The sequence below is a fragment of the Lactococcus sp. bn62 genome (genome assembly GCF_029492705.2).
GTDB classification, from domain to species: domain Bacteria; phylum Bacillota; class Bacilli; order Lactobacillales; family Streptococcaceae; genus Lactococcus; species Lactococcus petauri.
This window is the reverse complement of sequence record NZ_CP120417.1, coordinates 20,779-40,517: the sequence shown is the minus strand read 5'-3', so window position 1 is coordinate 40,517 and position 19,739 is coordinate 20,779. Positions and strand designations below refer to the sequence as shown.

General features: G+C 36.0%; 27 protein-coding genes, 9 tRNA genes and 1 rRNA gene. 10 read left to right on the top strand and 27 right to left on the bottom strand.

All coding sequences use genetic code 11. The features are described 5' to 3' along the window. Window positions 1-246: 246 nt before the first annotated feature. The gene (locus tag P3G65_RS00260) at window positions 247-1,149 is read right to left on the bottom strand and encodes a GIY-YIG nuclease family protein (protein ID WP_019292796.1); all 903 of its coding nucleotides are present in this window, start codon (window positions 1,147-1,149) and stop codon (window positions 247-249) included. 231 nt (window positions 1,150-1,380) lie between these two features. Then, window positions 1,381-1,704, bottom strand: coding sequence for a sigma-70 family RNA polymerase sigma factor (locus P3G65_RS00255; protein ID WP_019292797.1), 324 nt, complete (start codon window positions 1,702-1,704; stop codon window positions 1,381-1,383). 220 nt (window positions 1,705-1,924) lie between these two features. On the opposite strand from P3G65_RS00255, the gene P3G65_RS00250 reads away from it, so the two are divergent. Continuing rightward, window positions 1,925-2,012: transfer RNA gene (locus P3G65_RS00250), tRNA-Ser, on the top strand. Window positions 2,013-2,820: 808 nt separating this feature from the next. On the opposite strand, the gene P3G65_RS00245 is transcribed toward P3G65_RS00250, so the two are convergent. The 15 genes from P3G65_RS00245 to P3G65_RS00175 form a co-directional block, all read right to left on the bottom strand. Beyond that, complete coding sequence (locus tag P3G65_RS00245) at window positions 2,821-3,132, bottom strand: hypothetical protein (protein WP_019336069.1); 312 nt, start codon at window positions 3,130-3,132, stop codon at window positions 2,821-2,823. Window positions 3,133-3,420: 288 nt separating this feature from the next. Beyond that, the gene (locus tag P3G65_RS00240) at window positions 3,421-3,699 is read right to left on the bottom strand and encodes a hypothetical protein (protein ID WP_019292799.1); all 279 of its coding nucleotides are present in this window, start codon (window positions 3,697-3,699) and stop codon (window positions 3,421-3,423) included. Between the two features lie 86 nt (window positions 3,700-3,785). Then, the gene (locus P3G65_RS00235) at window positions 3,786-4,877 is read right to left on the bottom strand and encodes a hypothetical protein (protein WP_195917647.1); all 1,092 of its coding nucleotides are present in this window, start codon (window positions 4,875-4,877) and stop codon (window positions 3,786-3,788) included. Window positions 4,878-5,156: 279 nt separating this feature from the next. After that, complete coding sequence (locus P3G65_RS00230) at window positions 5,157-5,291, bottom strand: hypothetical protein (RefSeq protein ID WP_306723670.1); 135 nt, start codon at window positions 5,289-5,291, stop codon at window positions 5,157-5,159. Continuing rightward, window positions 5,276-5,503 (bottom strand): hypothetical protein, encoded by a 228-nt coding sequence (locus P3G65_RS00225; protein ID WP_019292802.1) that lies wholly within the window; start codon window positions 5,501-5,503, stop codon window positions 5,276-5,278. Before P3G65_RS00225 ends, P3G65_RS00230 begins: the two co-directional genes overlap by 16 nt. A gap of 399 nt (window positions 5,504-5,902) precedes the next feature. Then, window positions 5,903-7,669: a hypothetical protein gene (locus P3G65_RS00220; protein ID WP_195917646.1), complete on the bottom strand. Its 1,767-nt coding sequence runs from the start codon at window positions 7,667-7,669 to the stop codon at window positions 5,903-5,905. Continuing rightward, window positions 7,666-7,797 (bottom strand): hypothetical protein, encoded by a 132-nt coding sequence (locus P3G65_RS00215; RefSeq protein ID WP_019292804.1) that lies wholly within the window; start codon window positions 7,795-7,797, stop codon window positions 7,666-7,668. The genes P3G65_RS00220 and P3G65_RS00215 overlap by 4 nt, the downstream gene beginning before the upstream one ends. Continuing rightward, entirely contained in the window at window positions 7,794-8,123 is a 330-nt protein-coding gene (locus P3G65_RS00210; protein ID WP_019292805.1) for an HTH domain-containing protein, read from the bottom strand. The genes P3G65_RS00215 and P3G65_RS00210 overlap by 4 nt, the downstream gene beginning before the upstream one ends. A gap of 88 nt (window positions 8,124-8,211) precedes the next feature. Next, window positions 8,212-8,481 (bottom strand): transcriptional regulator, encoded by a 270-nt coding sequence (locus P3G65_RS00205; protein ID WP_019292806.1) that lies wholly within the window; start codon window positions 8,479-8,481, stop codon window positions 8,212-8,214. Beyond that, on the bottom strand, window positions 8,474-8,716 hold the full coding sequence (locus tag P3G65_RS00200) for a hypothetical protein (protein WP_019292807.1): 243 nt from the start codon (window positions 8,714-8,716) through the stop codon (window positions 8,474-8,476). Before P3G65_RS00200 ends, P3G65_RS00205 begins: the two co-directional genes overlap by 8 nt. Before the next feature lies 1 nt (window position 8,717). Further along, entirely contained in the window at window positions 8,718-9,212 is a 495-nt protein-coding gene (locus tag P3G65_RS00195; RefSeq protein WP_019292808.1) for a hypothetical protein, read from the bottom strand. Next, entirely contained in the window at window positions 9,209-9,391 is a 183-nt protein-coding gene (locus P3G65_RS00190) for a DUF1655 domain-containing protein (RefSeq protein WP_019292809.1), read from the bottom strand. Before P3G65_RS00190 ends, P3G65_RS00195 begins: the two co-directional genes overlap by 4 nt. Next, entirely contained in the window at window positions 9,391-9,684 is a 294-nt protein-coding gene (locus P3G65_RS00185; RefSeq protein ID WP_019292810.1) for a hypothetical protein, read from the bottom strand. Before P3G65_RS00185 ends, P3G65_RS00190 begins: the two co-directional genes overlap by 1 nt. Window positions 9,685-9,786: 102 nt before the next feature. Continuing rightward, window positions 9,787-10,047, bottom strand: coding sequence for a hypothetical protein (locus tag P3G65_RS00180; protein WP_019292811.1), 261 nt, complete (start codon window positions 10,045-10,047; stop codon window positions 9,787-9,789). A 105-nt stretch (window positions 10,048-10,152) separates the two neighbouring features. Next, window positions 10,153-10,296 carry a hypothetical protein gene (locus P3G65_RS00175; RefSeq protein ID WP_284071209.1) on the bottom strand — a complete coding sequence of 48 codons (144 nt, stop codon included), beginning with the start codon at window positions 10,294-10,296 and terminating at the stop codon, window positions 10,153-10,155. A gap of 266 nt (window positions 10,297-10,562) precedes the next feature. On the opposite strand from P3G65_RS00175, the gene P3G65_RS00170 reads away from it, so the two are divergent. The 9 genes from P3G65_RS00170 (at window position 10,563) to P3G65_RS00130 (ending at window position 15,749) form a co-directional block, all read left to right on the top strand. Further along, a complete protein-coding gene (locus tag P3G65_RS00170) occupies window positions 10,563-10,946 on the top strand; it encodes an XRE family transcriptional regulator (protein WP_019292812.1) in 384 nt (127 codons plus the stop codon). 9 nt (window positions 10,947-10,955) lie between these two features. Further along, window positions 10,956-11,510, top strand: coding sequence for a hypothetical protein (locus tag P3G65_RS00165; protein ID WP_019292813.1), 555 nt, complete (start codon window positions 10,956-10,958; stop codon window positions 11,508-11,510). Window positions 11,511-11,640: 130 nt separating this feature from the next. Continuing rightward, on the top strand, window positions 11,641-11,799 hold the full coding sequence (locus tag P3G65_RS00160) for a hypothetical protein (RefSeq protein ID WP_019292814.1): 159 nt from the start codon (window positions 11,641-11,643) through the stop codon (window positions 11,797-11,799). 211 nt (window positions 11,800-12,010) lie between these two features. Further along, entirely contained in the window at window positions 12,011-12,274 is a 264-nt protein-coding gene (locus tag P3G65_RS00155; protein WP_195917645.1) for a hypothetical protein, read from the top strand. A gap of 334 nt (window positions 12,275-12,608) precedes the next feature. Next, window positions 12,609-12,899, top strand: a complete 291-nt coding sequence (locus tag P3G65_RS00150; RefSeq protein WP_019292615.1) for a bacteriocin immunity protein — start codon at window positions 12,609-12,611, stop codon at window positions 12,897-12,899. A 65-nt stretch (window positions 12,900-12,964) separates the two neighbouring features. Beyond that, window positions 12,965-13,201, top strand: a complete 237-nt coding sequence (locus P3G65_RS00145) for a hypothetical protein (protein ID WP_019292616.1) — start codon at window positions 12,965-12,967, stop codon at window positions 13,199-13,201. A 21-nt stretch (window positions 13,202-13,222) separates the two neighbouring features. Beyond that, window positions 13,223-13,534 carry a bacteriocin immunity protein gene (locus P3G65_RS00140; RefSeq protein ID WP_019292617.1) on the top strand — a complete coding sequence of 104 codons (312 nt, stop codon included), beginning with the start codon at window positions 13,223-13,225 and terminating at the stop codon, window positions 13,532-13,534. A gap of 47 nt (window positions 13,535-13,581) precedes the next feature. After that, window positions 13,582-13,818, top strand: coding sequence for a hypothetical protein (locus tag P3G65_RS00135; protein WP_019292618.1), 237 nt, complete (start codon window positions 13,582-13,584; stop codon window positions 13,816-13,818). 749 nt (window positions 13,819-14,567) lie between these two features. After that, window positions 14,568-15,749 carry a site-specific integrase gene (locus tag P3G65_RS00130; protein ID WP_019292619.1) on the top strand — a complete coding sequence of 394 codons (1,182 nt, stop codon included), beginning with the start codon at window positions 14,568-14,570 and terminating at the stop codon, window positions 15,747-15,749. Window positions 15,750-16,030: 281 nt separating this feature from the next. Here P3G65_RS00130 and P3G65_RS00125 read toward each other — a convergent pair. The 10 genes from P3G65_RS00125 to ftsH all read right to left on the bottom strand — a co-directional run bounded on the left by P3G65_RS00125 (window position 16,031) and on the right by ftsH (window position 19,652). Next, a tRNA-Lys gene (locus tag P3G65_RS00125) sits at window positions 16,031-16,103 on the bottom strand. 552 nt (window positions 16,104-16,655) lie between these two features. Then, window positions 16,656-16,729 (bottom strand) — tRNA-Asn (locus tag P3G65_RS00120). A 2-nt stretch (window positions 16,730-16,731) separates the two neighbouring features. After that, window positions 16,732-16,847, bottom strand: a 5S ribosomal RNA gene (gene rrf / locus P3G65_RS00115). 2 nt (window positions 16,848-16,849) lie between these two features. Continuing rightward, window positions 16,850-16,923: transfer RNA gene (locus P3G65_RS00110), tRNA-Ile, on the bottom strand. A gap of 39 nt (window positions 16,924-16,962) precedes the next feature. Then, a tRNA-Gly gene (locus P3G65_RS00105) sits at window positions 16,963-17,033 on the bottom strand. 3 nt (window positions 17,034-17,036) lie between these two features. Then, window positions 17,037-17,109 (bottom strand) — tRNA-Phe (locus P3G65_RS00100). A gap of 22 nt (window positions 17,110-17,131) precedes the next feature. Further along, window positions 17,132-17,205, bottom strand: a tRNA-Met gene (locus tag P3G65_RS00095). 9 nt (window positions 17,206-17,214) lie between these two features. Continuing rightward, a tRNA-Ser gene (locus tag P3G65_RS00090) sits at window positions 17,215-17,304 on the bottom strand. Window positions 17,305-17,309: 5 nt separating this feature from the next. Then, window positions 17,310-17,381 (bottom strand) — tRNA-Glu (locus P3G65_RS00085). A gap of 225 nt (window positions 17,382-17,606) precedes the next feature. Next, on the bottom strand, window positions 17,607-19,652 hold the full coding sequence (gene ftsH / locus P3G65_RS00080; protein WP_003133580.1) for an ATP-dependent zinc metalloprotease FtsH: 2,046 nt from the start codon (window positions 19,650-19,652) through the stop codon (window positions 17,607-17,609). Window positions 19,653-19,739 lie beyond the last annotated feature (87 nt).

Sequence of the window (19,739 nt, the reverse complement as noted above, 5' to 3'; positions counted from 1 at the left end):
TTTGCACAGGGTGCTTGATACATAGACGTTCATCATTAACTATACATAATATATCTAATATCCTTTAATTATGGTAAATATATAGTATAATCGGAAATTGATTTATAAGTTGTAACTTGGCTTAACTACTGGAATTACAGCCCTTTTTATCAATCATTAAAACGATACATTTTTTCAATACTAAAAGCCCACAGTTTTGTGCTGTGAGCTTTTTTATTAGTTTAGTTTTACATGGGATTTAATTGGTTAATTATTATTATATCCAAATTTACGTGACTGTAGCATATTTTTCCAATAACTTTCGCGTTCCAATGCATTTTGCTTACCAATATCATTTTTATTAAATATTTCTAGAATACTATATTGAAAATTTTTCTTTATATATTCTATTCCCTTAACATTAACTATTTCCTTCAGTTTTGTATTGGGATATTTACTATCTTCTAACTCATTTTTATCATATCCCTCAGCAAGATATGTTGACCACCTACCATAAATACCATGTTTTCCTGTAGCGGATCCAACATATAATTTACCTGTTTTTATATCGGTAATTAAATAGACACCATAGACTTCTGATAAAGCCTGAATCCATGATTTATTATTCCAGTGCTGTTTTAAATCATAATAACTCTCACAAATATTATTATATCCAGGGAAATCGACATCTAATTCAAAATAAGGCTTAGGCAAAATAGAATTTATATGAATACTATTTATAATATCTTGGTTTACATAGAAAAAACTTTGACCACGGTTTTTAAAATTGACAACTAACTTTTCCATAAACTTGTCGTACTCTTGGAGTCTGACAGCCTCAGCATAACTTTCTGAGAACTCCTCAGATAAATCGTAAGTTAAGCTATGCTTTGTTTTTATATCGTATGCCCCTACAAAAAGCCATTTATGACGTTCTACTTCAATGAATTGGAACTGTATATCCTTTTCTGAGTTTCGAGATTGTTTTTTATTTCCTACCGTTAACATCATTGGAACAAATTTGTTTTCTTTTTTTCTACACATATCAGCATAATCAAAAACCATACTATTTTCTTGCCAATTTGTATTAAATCGAAGTTTAATTCTTTTTCCATTATATTTTTTTAACAAATCCTCGAAGTTAAAAATATCTTTTAGTAAAATGGTCATGGGTCTTCCTTCTAAAAATTATTAAGTTATTAATAGTATATCAAATTAAGCATTATCTCTGATAAACATATCTATTCTATTTCTTAACTACTTGATATTTTATAAATCAGTAAAAGCGCGTGACGGTACACAAAAAGCCCACTGGATATGGACTCCCTGCACTCTAAATTATAACATACACGCATTTCTGCGATTTTTATTTTGTAAGACTATTATGTTAAATGCCAGTATTTATTTCTTGTAATACTCTTTAGTCAATTTCTTAACTTCTCGGACAGGCTCAGCACACAGGCTATAAACCTTGTTATAAGTTAGTCCTGTGCGTTCAGCAACGTCTATAACCTTTAACTCGTCCACAAATCTTAACCTCATAAGCTCCAGTACCTGCTCACTGAGAGGGTTAAATATATCGTCCAGCTTGTCAATAGTCTGCCTGTTCCTTTTGATATTGGTATCATCTCCTCCGAAACGCTCGACAAACTTCTCTGCTCGGCTAGTAGACTCTTGTATGAACCCCAGTAAATAGAAACGTATTAAAAACTTGTAATTGCTCATGATTTAGCTCTCCTTTTTTAGATGCGATATAATATTCATGGCAATATTAAACTTAATGAAAAATGAATTACACTTCCACGTCTTGCCAGCGTGGTTTTTTGTTTATGAAAAAAGTTGTGTTAAAATTTGCACTCTATACTCATTGTCTGGTATACTAATTTTGTTGTCTGTCAACTGCTTTATTTAACACAGGTCTTTTTTCCAAAGTGAGAGGCAAATTGGAGAATTACTCAAGAGGCTGAAGAGGACGGTTTGCTAAATCGTTAGACCGAGAAGTCGGTGCATGGGTTCGAATCCTATATTCTCCTTTCCTATAAATAGGATATTCATTAGAGCACTTGGTTATGCAAGTGCTTTTTTTCGTTTGTAAAAAAAAGTTAGGGTATTACTTGAATTAATATTTTAACGTTTGGTACAATCACTACGTCAGGCAAATTTATATTAAAATTAGGTACCTTGCTTCTTGTATTTGTCTGATAAGCTCCCTCTTTCAAGAGGCTTTTTTCATGTCAACAAAAGTCAACATTTCACTTCAACATTTTTCAACATGACTAGCCCTTTTCCTTACCGTAACCTTACCGTTATTACTCTAAAAATTTTAGTGGAAACCTTGTAGTAACCTTGTACCTTTCATTGGTGTAACCTGGGTTTTGTTTTCAGTTATAAATATTACTGTTAAGCCAATGATAGCAAGCACAAACACTACTTTTATAACTTTGCTATCAACATACTTTTTATGCCAACATTTGCCAACAATACGTACCTCTTACCTTAGTAAAACCTTAGGGTTCTGATATAGTAAAAATTAGTATTATCGTACCTTTTAAAACTATATTCGTACTCGGGTACGATATTACAGTATTTAAATTTAACGAACGTCTAAGTAATGTAGTATACAAAAGGCTTTATACTTATTTTATATTCAATCAAAAACTCCGAAAACATGAAAAAACCTGCAATTTCGTACCTCTTTTCCTTAAGGGTATGATCAATTACACAAAACCAAACACTGAAATTTTCGTTAAACTCCTACTAAGCGAGTAAATACAAGGCTTCACATTACTTTTCAAATTCTCAAAAAGTCCCGTATTCGTTTGGTTTTGTATTATTTCGTACCTATTTTTTATCATACAGTTGCAAGAAGTAGTAAGCCCCATTCTTACACAGCTTTCTAATATAGCCTTCTGATACTCTCTGCTCTCTTGCTATGGTTGTATAATACACGCGCTTTAGATAGTGCCTAATGATGATGTCATGCTCTCGCGGGTGTTCTTGCTTGAACTGTTCAAGGGTGTTATTTAAATACTCTATTTCAGTATCTGAGAAACTATAATACTTGTCATTCCCAAACTCATAGACGTGCCATACCTTGAAAAATAGGCGTTCAAATCTAGTAAATTCATCTTCAGTTATTTTTGCTTTGCTCATGTTTATATGTTCCTTTCTGGTAAAAATAAATGTCAAGTTTTGTCAGGTTTTCGTACCCCTTTAACTCGTACGGATATTCCTACATTTTCCAACAATTCGTACTTTCTATATAGGTTTTAATGTTAGCATTTATTAGCAATTTCTTTTTTTAGGGACTCAGATAATGAAAGATAGACTCTTTTTAGGGACGGCAGAAAGGGAAATATCGTACATTTTTATTTTGAAATACCTACCCAAAACCTTACCTACTTAACCACCAAAAGCCCAGTCAATCGACCAGGCTATTTTTTATTTTGCTTTCTCATAACCTCGTGAGAGAGCTTGTGCTATTTCTGAGTGCGTACTTTTCCATTTCGAGAAAATGGCTTTGTCTACGCTTATAATTTTTGTTGCAATGTAAGACTGTTTAAAGCCTTGTCGTGCGTATTCTTCAAGTTTCTGCAATCCCTCATCAGTCAGCCACTCTGTTACGCTTGGCTTTCTACGTTGTAAGGGTCTTGCTCTGAACCCCAAGAAAGTATTGTCTGCATTGTAAGGATCACGTTTATTTATTTGTTCCTGTGGCAATGGTGCGAACTCTTCGGCAAGTTGTTCCAGCCCTCGGCTTGGTATGCCTGCGATAAAATCACAGACCTTAATTATCTTATCTATGATTATTCCTCCTCATGGTCGATTACACCTAAACTGCCTTCAAGAATAGAAATAGCTGTTTGGACTTGGTTCATGCTTACAGCATCTTGTCCGCTTTGTAAAACGTGATCTTGAACTTCATGGAGCTTATTCAACATATCCACGTTGAGCTTATCCTCTGCGGGTAGGCTTTCATAGACTTCTTGGTCTGCTAACTTTTCTGCAGTAGCTTTTACCCACTGTTCCCCCTCTACGATATGAATATCACGAATGCTAGAGAGTTCTTCGATACCTAATAAATCGGCTAAATCAAAAACATAGATACGCCCAAAATCTCTAAGACTTACAGGGTTCAAATCTTCGTTTGTAAGATCGTCATATAACGCTAAGAGAATATCCTTTACAGATTTATGTTTCTCCTTGTGCTCGTTAGTAGGTACTTCACTATCGCTCATATCTTCAAATCCTAGAGCATTACATAAATCTGCAACATAAGAGTAAATGAGGTCGCCTAAGACATCCATATCTTCCCCAGCGTATTCGCTCGGACGTGCAGAAACATCTTTAATATTTTGGATAATTGATTTTACCGTGTCCTGCGGTTTCTCTTCGTGGCTCTCGGTTACTTCATCTACCGAATAGCCTAAACTATCTGTAAGTTCGACAAGGTTGGTGCGTAAAGCCTTGGCAAGTTCCTGCTGTGTGGCTGGTGTTTCTGCTCCCTTATCATCAACGACGATAAAGTCAGTATCTGAATGAGATAGACCACTGGCAAGCGTAAAGAGAGTGAATAGCTTTGTTTTGATGTCATGGCTTCGGTTATTGCTTACTAATTGTTCTAGTGTCTTGGTATAGTCCTCTGTGTCTGAATAGCTAAAGCCCTCTGAACCCGTTTTTAATAGTTCGTGCATATCTAAATCGATACCTAAGATATTGCAAACTGTAATCATAGCTTTATTAAACTTTTCGTGTCGTTCTGTTGCTGTCAGTTTTGGGAAAATGTAACCATTTTGTAAGTCACTAATAGCCGTTAGTGCCTCCGCAAGTTCAAACTTCATTTTTCCGATTTCTGTTTTTGGTGTGTGTTCTTCGTTAAATTTGATAATATCTGTCATTTTGTGTTTTCCTTTTCTGTTTTATCTGAGGTTCTAGGCGTACCTATACGCTTGCTCACAAAAGCCAACGTATTGCCTAGGTCTTTATAGTTCAATGTCATAAGTGCGTGCCTAAGGCTCACTGGTAGCCGTATACGCTGTGTCTGCTCGAACTCATTAAGAAGTGCCTGTTTTTCCTTGGGTGCGTTATGGACGATTATAGGCGGTGTTCTGTTTTGGTTTTTCATGGCATTAGTTCCTTTTCTTTTCCTTGTTTTGAATAGAAAGCACAGTAGGTAGCTAATGAGGTTTCTTATAATTTCGTTTTGACTTCGCAAGTGGCATATTGAGTACCTTACCGTCTACTAAATAAATTAACGTTTGGGTTGCTCGGACTTGTACAGCTTGATTTTTGTTATCTAATAGGTGTGCCATACGTCATGAGCTTCAATACTTTGAAACACCCATAAAACGATATTAGAATAATCTTTCCCAAAATTTAAGACATAACCGCCCTCTTGACCATCACTAATACTTATCCCGTGTTGCTCCATGACGTGCTCAATATTAACAAAGGAACTATTACCACCGTCCTGCTTTATAAATTCGATACACGCTTTTGCAGCCCTGATTATTTTATCTTCCATTCTTTACCTTTCCTAAATTGGTATAGTTGTAATTTCACTGATTTTAAATCATCAATTTTCTTTTATTTATGAGTTACATTAAGCGTTTTTAGCAAATGTAACCTGTCAGTAACCGATTGTACCCCATTGTGTAACCTATCGAAACCGCATGGTTGTCACATTTTTAGCGTGTAACCTGTGTAACCTGTTCCTATACAAATTTTTAATAAAATTTTCTACTCCATAAAATGTTAATTTTATAAATTGGTATAGTTCATCTTTTATGTAGATATAAAATAAAAACATTAAGGGGGGTATAAATATAGGTTACAGGTTACAAAGGGTTATAAGGTGTTGGTATCACTGGTCTAAAGGCTGTAACCTGTATCGGTTACAACAGGTTACTGGCGGGTTACACTATCAATTGTCACTCATTAAACTTTCAATCCATGTTGTGATAGCTCGCTGGGCTCTTAAAGCGTCTTCTATAACCCACGCTTTAGTAACTTTCGTATTTCCCTCGTTATCTCTCCACCTTTTGGGCTTATAGACTCTACCAATTTCGCTCATGCTTTGATCTTTTAATTTTTTATTCCGACCAAACTCTTCTGTCATAATTTCAGAAAGTTCAGGAGTGACAGGGGTATAATTTAAACTGGTTTTTTGCTGGTGTTCTAAGATATAACTTTGACTTTCTCCAAAATCGCTAGTATTTCTAAAGTTATTCATCTCCACTCGGCGAAACGTTAAAACAAATTCTTCTGACTGCCAATAAAGAAAAGAATGAATAAGGAAAGCGATACCTGCAGTATCTTTTGGGCTCAAATTACTACTATTTGCCTTCTGCTCGGTAAAGTTATCCCAATAGGGTTTAAAGACCTCCTCACGCGCCTTATCGCTCTCTCCTGCGGGTCTATCATGGAAAGATATATTAACTGCTCGACTACTGAGCTGGCTTGAAAAACTCACTTTCTCATTCGTATCAATTGACAGGACACCACTCAAATTAACATCAACGGGATTGCCTCCTTGTGGTCTTGCTTTATGCGTGGAGTTTGTCGCCAAAATTTTAAGCACACGATCCATATTCGTAAGTTCGCCACTTTCTGGAACAATAAGCATTTCTCCACCGTCTAAGCCAGCCCAATGAATATCAGATACACCACCGATTAAGTTAGATAATTCTACCGTTTTATTTTCAAAGAGTGTGGCTATAATATCTTGCCTCAAACTTTTACCCGTACGTGGAAAGGATTTACTTACAAAGAAATGCCGTTTTGTATCTAATCGACACGCGACCAGCATTGTATAAATAATCTGTAACGTTGCATTATGCAAACTATCATTATTATTCATAGTTTCATCATAAAAATCTCTAACAAATGGCTGTAAGTCCATAACTTCCCGATAGGTGCAATCATATACTTTAAAATAAGACTCTTCTTGCTTAGGTTTGGTATCAAGCAGTAACTTTTTATTGTATAAGTCCAATTGAAAGTCTTTGAATGCTAAGGTATATCTTTTTAAGGACTTAGCGGGCTTTATTTTAAGCTGTTCATCAATAAATAGGATAACCTTTCTAAGCTCTGTAATATTGAAATTTCCGCCTTGACTCCCTTTCTTAGAAATTTTATAAATTCTTGAAAGTTCTAAATCTGACAGCAAAATAAACTGTATGCCCTTAACAAGATATAAGCTCCCCTTATCAACGACAATGCTTCCGAAAAGATAATCTAATATAAAAGGTACTTCTCTAGGTATCTTTTTGAGAGGCTGGGCTGTAACTGTGGTTTTTTCAATTGTTTCGTTTCCCTCGGGATCTTTTTCTTTTTTATCTGCAGTATTTACTGTGCCATGAAAGATTGATACTGTGGCTATGCCGTTGTTTAAGTAAAGACCAGGTCGTTTTATTCTTAAAGGTTCGGCACCGTTTCCTTTAATTTCAAGATAAGGGTGTCTGTAAATATCTTGGTGTAAGACATGCACGCTATCCAAATTTTCAGGTATCTTTGCACTATCGACGTTGTCGAAATTTTCCCACGGTAACGACTTAACAGCTTCAAGATTTTTTTCTAATACTTCCCATGCTTTACGCTGTTTCTCTAAGTAGCTCTGTTTTTCCGTACTGATTGGACTTATTTCATCATCCCAATCTAAAAGAGCCATATCCTTTTTTTTCTCCGTCACTCGTGAACCTCCTCTAATATCTCGTTGATACGCTCTTGGGGTGTTCCCTCTTTAACGATAACTGTATCTTCCATAAAGTTATAAAGATACTCAATACCAACTAGAAGGGCTGTTTTTACTTGTGTCATTCAATACCCTCCAACTGTTCAAGCCAATTCAACTCCGCAAGGTTGTAGCCGTCCACAGCGCGTGAAATACTGCTCCCTGTGCGCATTTTCTTGATGATCCCTAGCCGTCTTTCTTCCTCAGTCGTTGGGATAAAATAACCGTTATCAATTGAGCCAATGGCGCACCCCATGCCTTGTAGCACCTCAATTCGACTCTGTAAGCCCCGTTCTGTGAGTTTAAGCTGTTGGGCTAATGTGTTTAGCTTAATGGCTCTATCAAGGCCAATATGTGACTTCATAGCTGTTATAATAGCTTGGTCTGTCTTTGGAAAGTCTGTTAATTTCATTGTTCCTGTCCTTTCGGTTTGTTTTTCCGTGTGTTTTCTATACTTACTTATTGTTCAAATTCTCTTAACTTCGCCTTGCCTGTTAAAGTCAATAATTAAATCGGTGTAATTCTTCTAAAAGATAGAAGATTGAGCCACCTCTTACAGTGCGATTTAAGCCGTTATTCTCCCATTTCGCCAAAGTATTGGGGGATATACCTAAATCTTCGAGTAGTTCGCTTTGTCTGATTTCTCCTGTCTTGCTTTCACGCTTCAGCAGTTGTCTTTGTATCTCTAGACTCTCATTGAGCTTTTGACTTACTTCTTCAACTAAACCACGCGCCACCAATGCAGTTAAAGGATCATGTTGGTTACTCACTGTCGTCCTCCTTTTCCCTATGGAGTTCAGCTTCAATCAATTTGTCTGTAAGTTCCGCAATATCCTGCACTCGCTTATCAATCATGTATAGGGAAGTAACAAGAGAATTTTCTAATCGCTTAATTTCGTAAAGTCGTCCATTGCTTTCATTTTGATATAAACCTGTTATTTCATCTATGATCATAGTGATTAAAGCTGTATTTTCTGCGTTTTTTTCTCTTATATCTTCAATCATGCTACACCGCCTTTCTGCTTGCTGTGAGTCCAAGTACTGCAGTATTGAGCTTATTTATATCAATTCCAAGTGTCTGGGCTAAGTCTGCTATATCATTGCCAGTTAATGAACCGATATTACTCTGTTTTTCTTGATGTTCCCTTTGTGATTGTCGTTGTTCACGTATTCCTCTTGCATATCCAGACCAATACATTTCTTGGCTTATCCAATAGGGGTGCTTACCATTTGCATTATTGCTTAAAGATAATTCAAATGCTGTAGTAAATAACGGCTCTACAACTGATTTATCACGTCCAGCTTTTAAATCACGTTTCGCTTGTTGTATTAAGCGGTATTTATCAGCAATTTCTTTCGTAATAACAAGAGGCTTTCTCTCTGTATTTTCAGTGAAGTAGATGAACTTACTCACTAAAGCATGACTTTGCTTTTCATCACAGATAAGCAGTGTAAGATTTTTGGTTCGTCTTACTGTTAACGTATATTTTCCTAATCTCATGCTTTTACACCTCCAATATACTCCACTTGGTAACAATCCCCTAAAAAAGTAAAAGTAACGATAGTTTTGCCGTCAAACAGCTTGTCTGTATTGTCGTCAACCTCGATATGGTGGCGTGCTTTGGCTAAACATTTCCCAAACAATATTTTTGCCTCGTCTACATTTATAAATTGTGTCATTATGCTAACTCCTCTGTTATCATTCCTTTGTTTTTTATATGTGATAATTCTTTGCTTGCGTACTGATCAGCTACAATAAAAATAGTTCTGCTGTCTTGGCTTGTAAAGATTTTAGAAAGTACTTTGCGTAAAGCTGTTCCGTTATCCCTGTGTAAGACAAGGAGATAGCTATATAATGACGGTGCTGTTTCTGATTGATAGTTGTAAATATCAAAACTGTAAAATTCTTGTATCTCTAGCAGTCTTTTAAGAATGCGCCGATACATTAAAACAGTATATGGTGTTTTTCCCATTTCTTTTTAGCCTCCAATTTGTTACAATTAGAGAAAGAGAGCGCGTGAGTTCACGAGATTTTCTCTAATTTGGTTTAAAGTCGTCTTCGCTCTTCCAAAGTTTCAGACGGCTTTTTCTTTTGTCAAAAATTCTTTAATTTCATGAAATGCTAGTCCAGCTTGCAACATGCAGATAATGCTATCTGTGTAAGCTCTAAGCGTTTCTTTTTGTTCTGTGGTTAATTTATCGCCTGACTTCTTAAAAGCTGTCAGACTGCGATATTTCCCCTCTGTCGTGAGCTGTACAAGCAAGTCAATAATTATTTTATGATAGTACGGCTTAGAGTTTTTACTCTGTGAAATAGCTTGATTTAATCTGTTCATATTCTTACTCGATCGCTGGGCACGCGCTTTAGTCAGTAAAGGTCAGTTTATTTTGTAGGCTTCACATACTGCAGTGATAAAAATATTCGCGTATGGTGTGCCTTTCTATTTCCCTAAGAGAATTGCGGATACATCTTGTTTAGGGTATCCAGTTAATCGCACTAAGGCCTGTTGAGTCCAGCCCTTATCTGACAGATACTGCTTAATTTTCAAGCGGTATGCGTCCATGTTTTGCGTTGTGTCAATCATTGTTAAGTGTTCCTTTCTTTTTGTGTGTAAGGTATTTTGTAAGACTAAAAACGTGTTTTCCCTTGACAAAAACTAGAACAAAGTTTAGAATTAGTGTATAGAAAAAACTGCTTAATAAACTAATATCAACGGCTGGGGAGCTTATCGAATTTGTTTATAAGTGCTTTTTGCTTACGATTTATCTTACATTTCATATCCTAAACTTTATTCTAGTTTATGTCAAGAGATAACTCGTACAAAGTTTAAAAAATTTTGAGGTGTGTTAGATGACTGTTTATGACAGAGTTAAAGAGCTTGCTAGCCAAAGAAAAATGACTATTGCAGAGGTAGAAAAAGCTCTTGGAATGGGACTCAATTCTTTATATTCATGGAGAAAAAAGAAGCCAAATAGTGCCAGTTTAGAAAAAGCTGCCGACTACTTCAACGTATCCGTAGACTATTTACTAGGGCGTGAGGAAGTGAAGCCAATAAATGAACCCATTGACTTAGCAGAAATCGCAAACTCTGATGATGCTATTTTTGACAGCATTCTTAGCGCTGGTGGTCGTCCTCTTACTGATAAAGATAAAGCTATGATTAAATTAGTATTTGCGGATCGTTGGGAAGAACTCCAACAAACTGCAAAGAACTTGAAAGATAGCGAAAAATGAGGGCGATAGATGAATCAGGAAGAACTAATTGCTCTTGTAATAGCTGAAGTTGATAAACTGGGTATAGATTATCGACCTTTCGATTATAATAACCAAAAAGCTTGGATAGATGCAAGACTTTATATTGGGGGCTACAACCCGAACACAGCAACAGCATTTGACCATGCTCACGAATATATGCATGCCTATTACAAAGATTCCAGACGAGAAAATGAATGTGATACTCTAAGCCGCATAGAGAGGAGAGCCAATAAAGAAGCGATTCTCATGTTATGGGATTGGTTTATACAATACGGTGGGAAATTTAGCGATATAGCTCAATTCTGTGCTGTAACAGGTTGCCCTTATAGCATGACTGTAAGGCTTGTTACGTCATTGTGCTGTGATATGCGCGATAAAAGTTTTCGTGAATGTGCAATAGAATATCTCAGCCAATTTGATGTTATCACGCGCGACACGATCAATATATATAATTTCCTGGACTATTACGGCTATCATCACAACGCTTATGACGAAGCGCGTGCCTTGCTCTTTGATCTGTGTTGGTTTGAGTTAGCGGGGTGAGTAATGAAAAGGAAAAATAATAAAGTGTCAAAAAAAGAATCAGGTAAAAAGTTTATTTTATTCCAATTGATTGGGGATATTATTCTAGGCTTACTTGGTATTTGAACACACTTGCGGAAAGGATAGATATATGAAAGTTAAAATGTTGCATTCTTGGTGGAGCGATAAGCACTTAGAGGAATATATTAACGGATTTTTGGAATACTTAGATTACGAAGGACTAGAATTAGTAGAGATTCAATATAAACCGACTATATGGGGGTATTTTGCTGCGATTTTATACAGATAACCACTATTCCTAGATAATTTTTTGTTTGATTTTGTAGATATAAAATAACTGTATACATCATATTGTAGTAATTGCACGATAAAAAATATACAGGGTCGGTGTGAATCATAATATACGCTCTACTACATATCATATCGACAAACCTTAAAAATTATTAACAAAAAAGTTCCTATTACATTATTTTTAATTTATAAATTAAAAGGAGAATATAGTGAAAGATGTACAAAAAATGGGCTTCATTTATAAAATAATATTAACGATTATGATTTTCACTTATATAGTTATCAATATCTTTGTAAAAGATATCTTTGTAAAAGATATTTTTGAAAGTAGTTATATACCTTTTATTCAAGCCTTTACTGTTTTAAGCTATATTTTTATTGCAAAACTTAGTAAATCAATAGCTATAAATACTGTATTAATATGTTTAACAATCATTTTGTTTATCATTTCTTTATTCTTAATGTTTAATTAGTAACTAAATCTAACAAGGAGTAAAAACACAATCCCCTTAAAGGAGGGAACATGATCAAATTACCTAAGAAGTTAAATAATTTTATAAAAATAGTTATCTTAATTAGTGTTGCTATACAAAGCACTCATTACTTTCTATTATTTATAAATAATATTTTTAATAACTCGATACATTGGACTATACAAACGATTATAAGTGCAGTCATAGCTGGTTTTATTGCTAGTTGTCTTGTATCTGTATTTTGGGACAGAGACTAAAACAAACGGCTTATATTTTTACCGTTTATTCTGTATTTATAGTATGTATCACATTAATTGTATTAAAGGGGAAGAGAATGAAAAATAAGATAAAACAAGCAGAAATTGATGTTTTAAATGATTTATATAATACTATTTTAAACAATCATATTAACGGCTACGAAAGAGATATATTATTGTCCGCAAAAAATGAATTGGAGTATGACCAAAACTATACTAAGACGATAATGAAACTCCAAACTGAATTAAACGGCTTTGCAATTAATTCAAAGTTATCTCCTGAGGTCAGCAACTTTTATAAACAATTGCCCGAGTATCTTTTAAGAATAGCTCCTACCAATTTTACAGGGATTTATAGACCTTTTTAGCTCTGATTTAACTGTCATTTGAAATGACAAGCCTTAACATTTATTAACAACTAAAGGAGGGTATTATGAATACTGTATTTAATTTTTTGTTACTTATTATAAAAGTGGCGTTAGCAATGTATATTGCAATTTTCATTTTTGTGTTAGCATTTGACTTTTGTAAGGCAATATATGCAAAGCGACATAGCCAAAAACAGGTCATGGATATTTTTATATTTGAATTAAAAAATGATTTACATACTACATTTGTGAAAGTGCTTAATCCGCTTAGGTTTATTTCATGGATTATTTCTATAATTTAAGAAAAATAACTGAGGTAGTTTATGAAACAAGCAGAACAATTTGAAAAACATAAGAAAGACTTTCTAAATTCATTGTATAACTTAATTTTAAGTGAAGATATAACCACTGAGGAACGTAGAGTAATTACTAAAGCAAAAGATTTAATAGAACAGGGAGAATATGTCGTAGTAGTGATACGGCGCTTAGAAAGAACCCTAGCTATAAAGTCTATGTCTGAAAAACGTTCGCCTAAAGTAGACGATTTGTATAAAATCTTACCAGATTTAATTTATAACTTTACTATTTATCCCTATACTTACGGTATATTTGGAGAAATAATCACTCTTCTATAAATAATTAATAAAATAAAAAACGCTGGGCGCGTGAAAGGAAAAAATAAGTGAATAATATTGCAAATGAATCAGATAACCTTATTCAAATTTTTAGTCATAATCCATTAGCACTTATCGCATGTATTATATTGGGTATTGGTCTTTTATTTACTTTTGTGAGTAGACAGTTTATCATAATTAGATTACTCTTAGGAGATGTAAGCTTTATTAAGCAAAAAGTGTTAGGAATAATTTTTGGTTTAATAGGAGCACTGCTATTGATGTATTCAACTGGGAATTTATAAAAAAAAGGAACTTCAAGTCCAATATACCTCCCCAAAATCTCCCTAAATACCTTGTCAAAACCTTGCCTAATTCTAGCAATTTAATCGACGCCAAAGGTTGCCATATTTGTAAAAAAAGCGAAATGGTTGCGCAAGGGTGTGATGTTAACTGATCGTACCTAAACCGACAAAGTGTCGGGTATGCTTTATCCTTTAAAGTGTATAGCTAAGGTCGCATTTTACGACTTTAGATACTTGGTACAGGTTGTTTTTTATTTCCTACGGACAACTTGGACATAAACTCAGTGGCTCTGACCCATTTAGAAACAGGTCAATCAAAATGACCGAAAAAGTACAAGTGTAGTTTCAACTACGGAGGTTTAATGGCGTACCTGTAAGTACCTCTATCCGTTATGGGGCTGGACCATAACGACATTTGGACGAGTAACTTTTTACTTGTCCTCAACTTTCAGAACTTAAAACGAGGAGCGTATCTGTAACTACACACCACTTTTATAGCTCATATCATCATGAGGGAGTAGTTCAACCCGCACTCTAGCCATAATATCTAATCAAATGTACCACCTCACGCACCCTGTAACGCTCAAACTGCGCGTGTCTGATCCTTACGTGCAATACTAAGCCACCAACACAAGCTCATGTAATGCCTTCATTCTTGGTACAACAGTCAAATTTTTACGTGTTCCATTTTATACTCATTCAAATTCTTTTAACTTTGCCTTGCCTGACAATAGAACAGGAGAATAAACATGAATATAAAACAAATCACAAAAAAAGACGGCACAATCGTGTACCGCGCTAATATTTATCTTGGCGTTGATAGTTTGACAGGTAAACAAGTGCGTACAACTGCCACGGCTAAAACTCGCAAACAATGCGAAATCAAAGCCAACCAAGCTATAAATAAGTTTAACAAAAATGGTTGTACGGTAGCAAGGGAAAAAGTTGTATTTAAGGATTTTGAAGAGCTGGCTCTAAGTTGGTTTGAAAGCTACAAATTGACGGTTAAAGAGAATTCCATAAGAGTTGCGAACAACCAGTTAGCGGTTTATATATTGCCTGCTCTCGGCTCATATAAGCTTGATAAGATAAATACCGTCTTATTACAGGGGATAATCAATAAGTGGGCAAGAAACGCTAATACAGCCACCATAACCAACGGACGACGTGAGAAAGGCAACTCTAAAGATTATAAGTTACTACTTAACTATATCAAGCGTATTTTAGACTATGCAATGCAACTCGGAGCAATCGATATTAACCCAGCTAAACAAGTTATACCCCCTAAACTCAAAGTAAGAAACAACCAGAAAATAAAATACTTTGATAATGACGAACTAAAAAATTTTTTAAAGTACCTGGATAATTTAGAATCAACTGCAGAAAACCAAAGAATTGCTACTTTATATAAGTTATTGCTTGCCACTGGTTTACGTATAGGAGAAGCCTTGGTACTCTATTGGTCTGATATCAATTTTAAAGATCAGTGCCTTATTGTATCTAAAACACTGATACAAAAAAATAATACAGCTCAAAATAGTGCTAAAACAAAGGAAAGTAACCGTACTATATTTTTAGATATTGATACACTTCAAATGTTGAAAGAGTGGAGAATTAAACAAAACGACGGTACTATTTCTTTACAAGATTGTTTAGTTTTTTCATATCATCAAATCATGAAGTACTACTCAACCGAAAGAGAAACTTTGGTCAAGCATTTTAAAAAAGCTGGCGTCCCTAATATCGGATTTCACGGTTTTAGACATACTCATGCAAGTCTTTTGATGAATAATGACGTCAACCCAAAAGAGATACAGCACAGGCTCGGTCATTCTGATTATGGTATAACCATGAATACTTACAGCCACCTTGCTAAACATAAAGAAAAAGATACTGCAGAAAAATTCGGCAATATCTTAAAAGCTCTTTGATTTTTTGAGTAAACGTAGTTAAAAGCGTAGTTAACTAAAAATAAAAATGGTATAACCCTTTTAAAATAAGGGATATCAAGAGTTTTACTCTTCATTCTTATATTGTAAAGCCAGAGGTCTATCTTTGTCAAGAGACTTATCCTATTGCACCTACAGCTAAGGCTGTTACTCAGATAAGCAAGATAACATTACTACTATGAAAATAGCTTCAACGTCTTTTATCATCTTAATTCGATATAAAAAACAGTCTCTTCTTAAAGATGAGACTGTTTATTTTATAGTGCCCCCTGCAGGGCTCGAACCTGCGACCCATAGATTAAGAGTCTACTGCTCTACCAACTGAGCTAAGGAGGCTATTCACATGTAATAACTTACTTTATTAGTATAGCACTTTCAGTAAAAATTGCAAGAATTTTTGTATTTATTTCTCCCATCCTTCAAGGCTCCATATGAGCTCTTTTAGCGTCTTTTGCAGACCCTAGTAAAAGAGATATGTGAAACAGGTTAAGAAAGCTCACAATGGCATTTTATAGCCTTTTGAGTTAATAACTAAAGATACTAAGAGAATGACTTTATTTGTAAAAAAAATTTATAAATACACAAAAAAAACACTGATTGAATGCCGTATGCTTACTCCAGTATTGAACCCGCCAAGAAGCCAGGTGGGTGTTCTCGCTTCAGATCAGCTGCTCTTACTTTATTCAGAGTCTTAACGCTATCGAATGTCTCTTGAACCCCTATGCAATACAAATATAGTCGGTCAAAAATTTGAGTAAACTCGCACATTCCAGTGCTTTTCTATATACATATACTAACATGTTCCGAGGTCTTTTTCAAGTAAAAGAGTTAGCGGTTTCATCAGTAGTATATAAAATAAAAAAAGACAACCCTTAGATTGTCTTGGGACTGCGGATGTCAGACTCGAACTGACGACATCATGATTAACAGTCATGCGCTACTACCAACTGAGCTAATCCGCAATACTTGGCATCTACCTTATCTCACAGGGGGCAACCCCCAACTACTTCCGGCGTTATAGGACTTAACTTCTGTGTTCGACATGGGAACAGGTGTATCTCCTATGCAATGAATACCAAATATGGGAACACGAGGATTTGAACCTCGGACCCCTGCGTTATCAACACAGTGCTCTAACCAACTGAGCTATGCTCCCTCATATTTGAAATGTTTTTCATACTTTTATAAAAAACAAAGCGGGTGATGAGAATCGAACTCACAACATCAGCTTGGAAGGCTGAGGTTTTACCACTAAACTACACCCGCAAATGGCGCGAGACGGAATCGAACCGCCGACACATGGAGCTTCAATCCATTGCTCTACCAACTGAGCTACCGAGCCAAAAATGTAATTCAACAATTAATTGCGGGAGCAGGATTTGAACCTACGACCTTCGGGTTATGAGCCCGACGAGCTACCTAGCTGCTCCATCCCGCGATAATAAAAAGGAGGATGTGGGATTCGAACCCACGCACGGTTTTACCCGCCTGACGGTTTTCAAGACCGTTCCCTTCAGCCGGACTTGGGTAATCCTCCAAAAATAGTCCGTACGGGATTCGAACCCGTGTTACCGCCGTGAAAAGGCGGTGTCTTAACCCCTTGACCAACGGACCATCTTATTATTGCGCTGTCCTCTCGAACAGTACTTTTCTATTATACACTAATTTAGAAATATGTCAAGAATAAACTGTAGTTTTTCCAAAATAATTTCTTTTTAATTCGTGTTTAGATAGAACTTGTTGAGTGACAACTATATTAGTATACCATATTTTTATTTTTTGTCAAAGAAAAACTCGAATATTTAGATTATAAATATTCGAGTTTAGAAAAAAACAGTCTTATTCGACTGTTTTATCTTCTTTATTTTCATTAGCTGCTTCTTCTTGAGCTTTATTTGCATCTTCAAGGACTTCCTCGAATGATTTTGCTTCTACAGGCTCATTTTCGTGTTCGATAACATCATCCGGCATTTTACCTGTCTTATAAAGAGACATGATTTGTTTAGCATCCAATGTTTCGTATTTAAGAAGGGCAAGCGCAATAGCTTTATGTTGTTCACGGTGAGCTTCGATAATCTCAACAGCTTTATCGTAAGCTTCTTTCGTAATTGCACGGATTTCTTCATCAATAGCTTGTGCTGTAGCTTCTGAGTAAGTTTTTGTTTGTCCGTAATCACGTCCAATAAATACAGCTTGACTGCCTTCGTAACTGATTGTGCCCAGTCTTTCTGACATACCGTATTGTGTCACCATACCACGAGCGATACGCGTAGCTTGTTCAAAGTCATTTGAAGCGCCTGTCGTGATAGCATTAAAGATAATTTGCTCAGCTGCACGGCCACCCATAAGACCTGCAAGGTTTTCTTGCATATCTTCTTTTGAAAGAAGGAATTGATCTTCCTTAGGAAGAGCAATCATATAACCACCGGCGCGGCCACGTGGAACGATCGTAACTTTATGGACAGTATTAGCATTTGAAAGGACCAAACCAACGATTGTGTGCCCTGCTTCATGGTAAGCCACCATTTCACGTTCACGTTCAGAGATTTTCTTGTCCTTCTTAGCTGGTCCTGCAATAACACGGTCTTGTGCTTCATCAATATCTGAAGCATCGATAACTTTTTTATCACGACGTGCGGCCACGAGAGCAGCTTCATTAAGGACATTTTCAAGATCGGCTCCAACAAAACCTGGGGTTTGTTGTGCAACAACTTTAAGGTCAACACTTGAATCAAGGGGTTTGTTTTTCGCATGCACACGAAGTACAGCTTCACGACCTTTAACATCAGGGGCGCCAACAAGTACTTTACGGTCAAAACGACCTGGACGTAGCAAAGCTGGATCGAGAACGTCTGAGCGGTTTGTCGCTGCGATAACAATAACAGAGTTATCATTGTCTTGGAAACCATCCATCTCAACCAAGAGTTGGTTAAGTGTTTGTTCACGTTCATCATTACCACCGCCAAGACCAGCGCCACGTTGACGACCGACAGCATCAATTTCATCAATAAAGATGATTGATGGTGCTGTCTTCTTCGCGTTTTCAAAAAGGTCACGTACACGGCTGGCACCGACACCGACAAACATTTCGACAAAATCAGAACCAGAAATAGAATAGAAAGGAACGCCAGCTTCACCGGCAACAGCTTTTGCAAGCAAAGTTTTACCTGTACCTGGAGGGCCCTCTAAAAGAACACCCGCAGGGATACGTGCACCAAGATCATGGTATTTTTTAGGATTTTTGAGGAAATCAACAACTTCGACAAGTTCTTGTTTTTCTTCTTCTGATCCTGCAACGTCTGCAAAGCGAACTTTTGAAGTTTTAGCGTCTTGTTGCTTCGCTCTAGATTTACCAAAGCTCATTGGATTGCCGGCACCGCCGCCACCACGTGAGCCCATTCCGCCCATCATTAGCCAGAAGAAGCCGACCATGAGAAGCATTGGTAAGATGTATGAAAGAATTTGGATCCACATACCGCTTGTTGAAGCTGGAACAACACTCACTTGGATTCCTTTTTCTTCTGCTGCTGTTTGGACACCTTTAATCACACTATCTGTAGGGATAATAAGCGATTGGAAATTCGTTACTTTAGAATTGTTGCCTGGTAAAAATGGAAGGTTGTTATTACCTTCTACAGGTTTGGGATCCTTGTATTCGCCAGAAACTGTAAACAGACTATCACTAGGCTGCATTTTCAGTGATTTAATATTACCGTCTTTAATGTCACTCATCAATGTAGAGTAGCTGATTTTATCAACGTTAGATTGATTGCCACTAAAGAAAGCATTAATACCGAAAACGATGACGATTACAAGCAAGACCCAACCTAGAGTACTTTTAATAAAGCCTCCGTTTTTATTGTTGTTAGGATTTGGATTGTTCATATTTTCTTCTTTGCCTTTTATTTTTTTATCTCTTAGTTATAGCATACTTACGTATCTTTTGCTATTAGTAAGCCCTATCATGAGCAT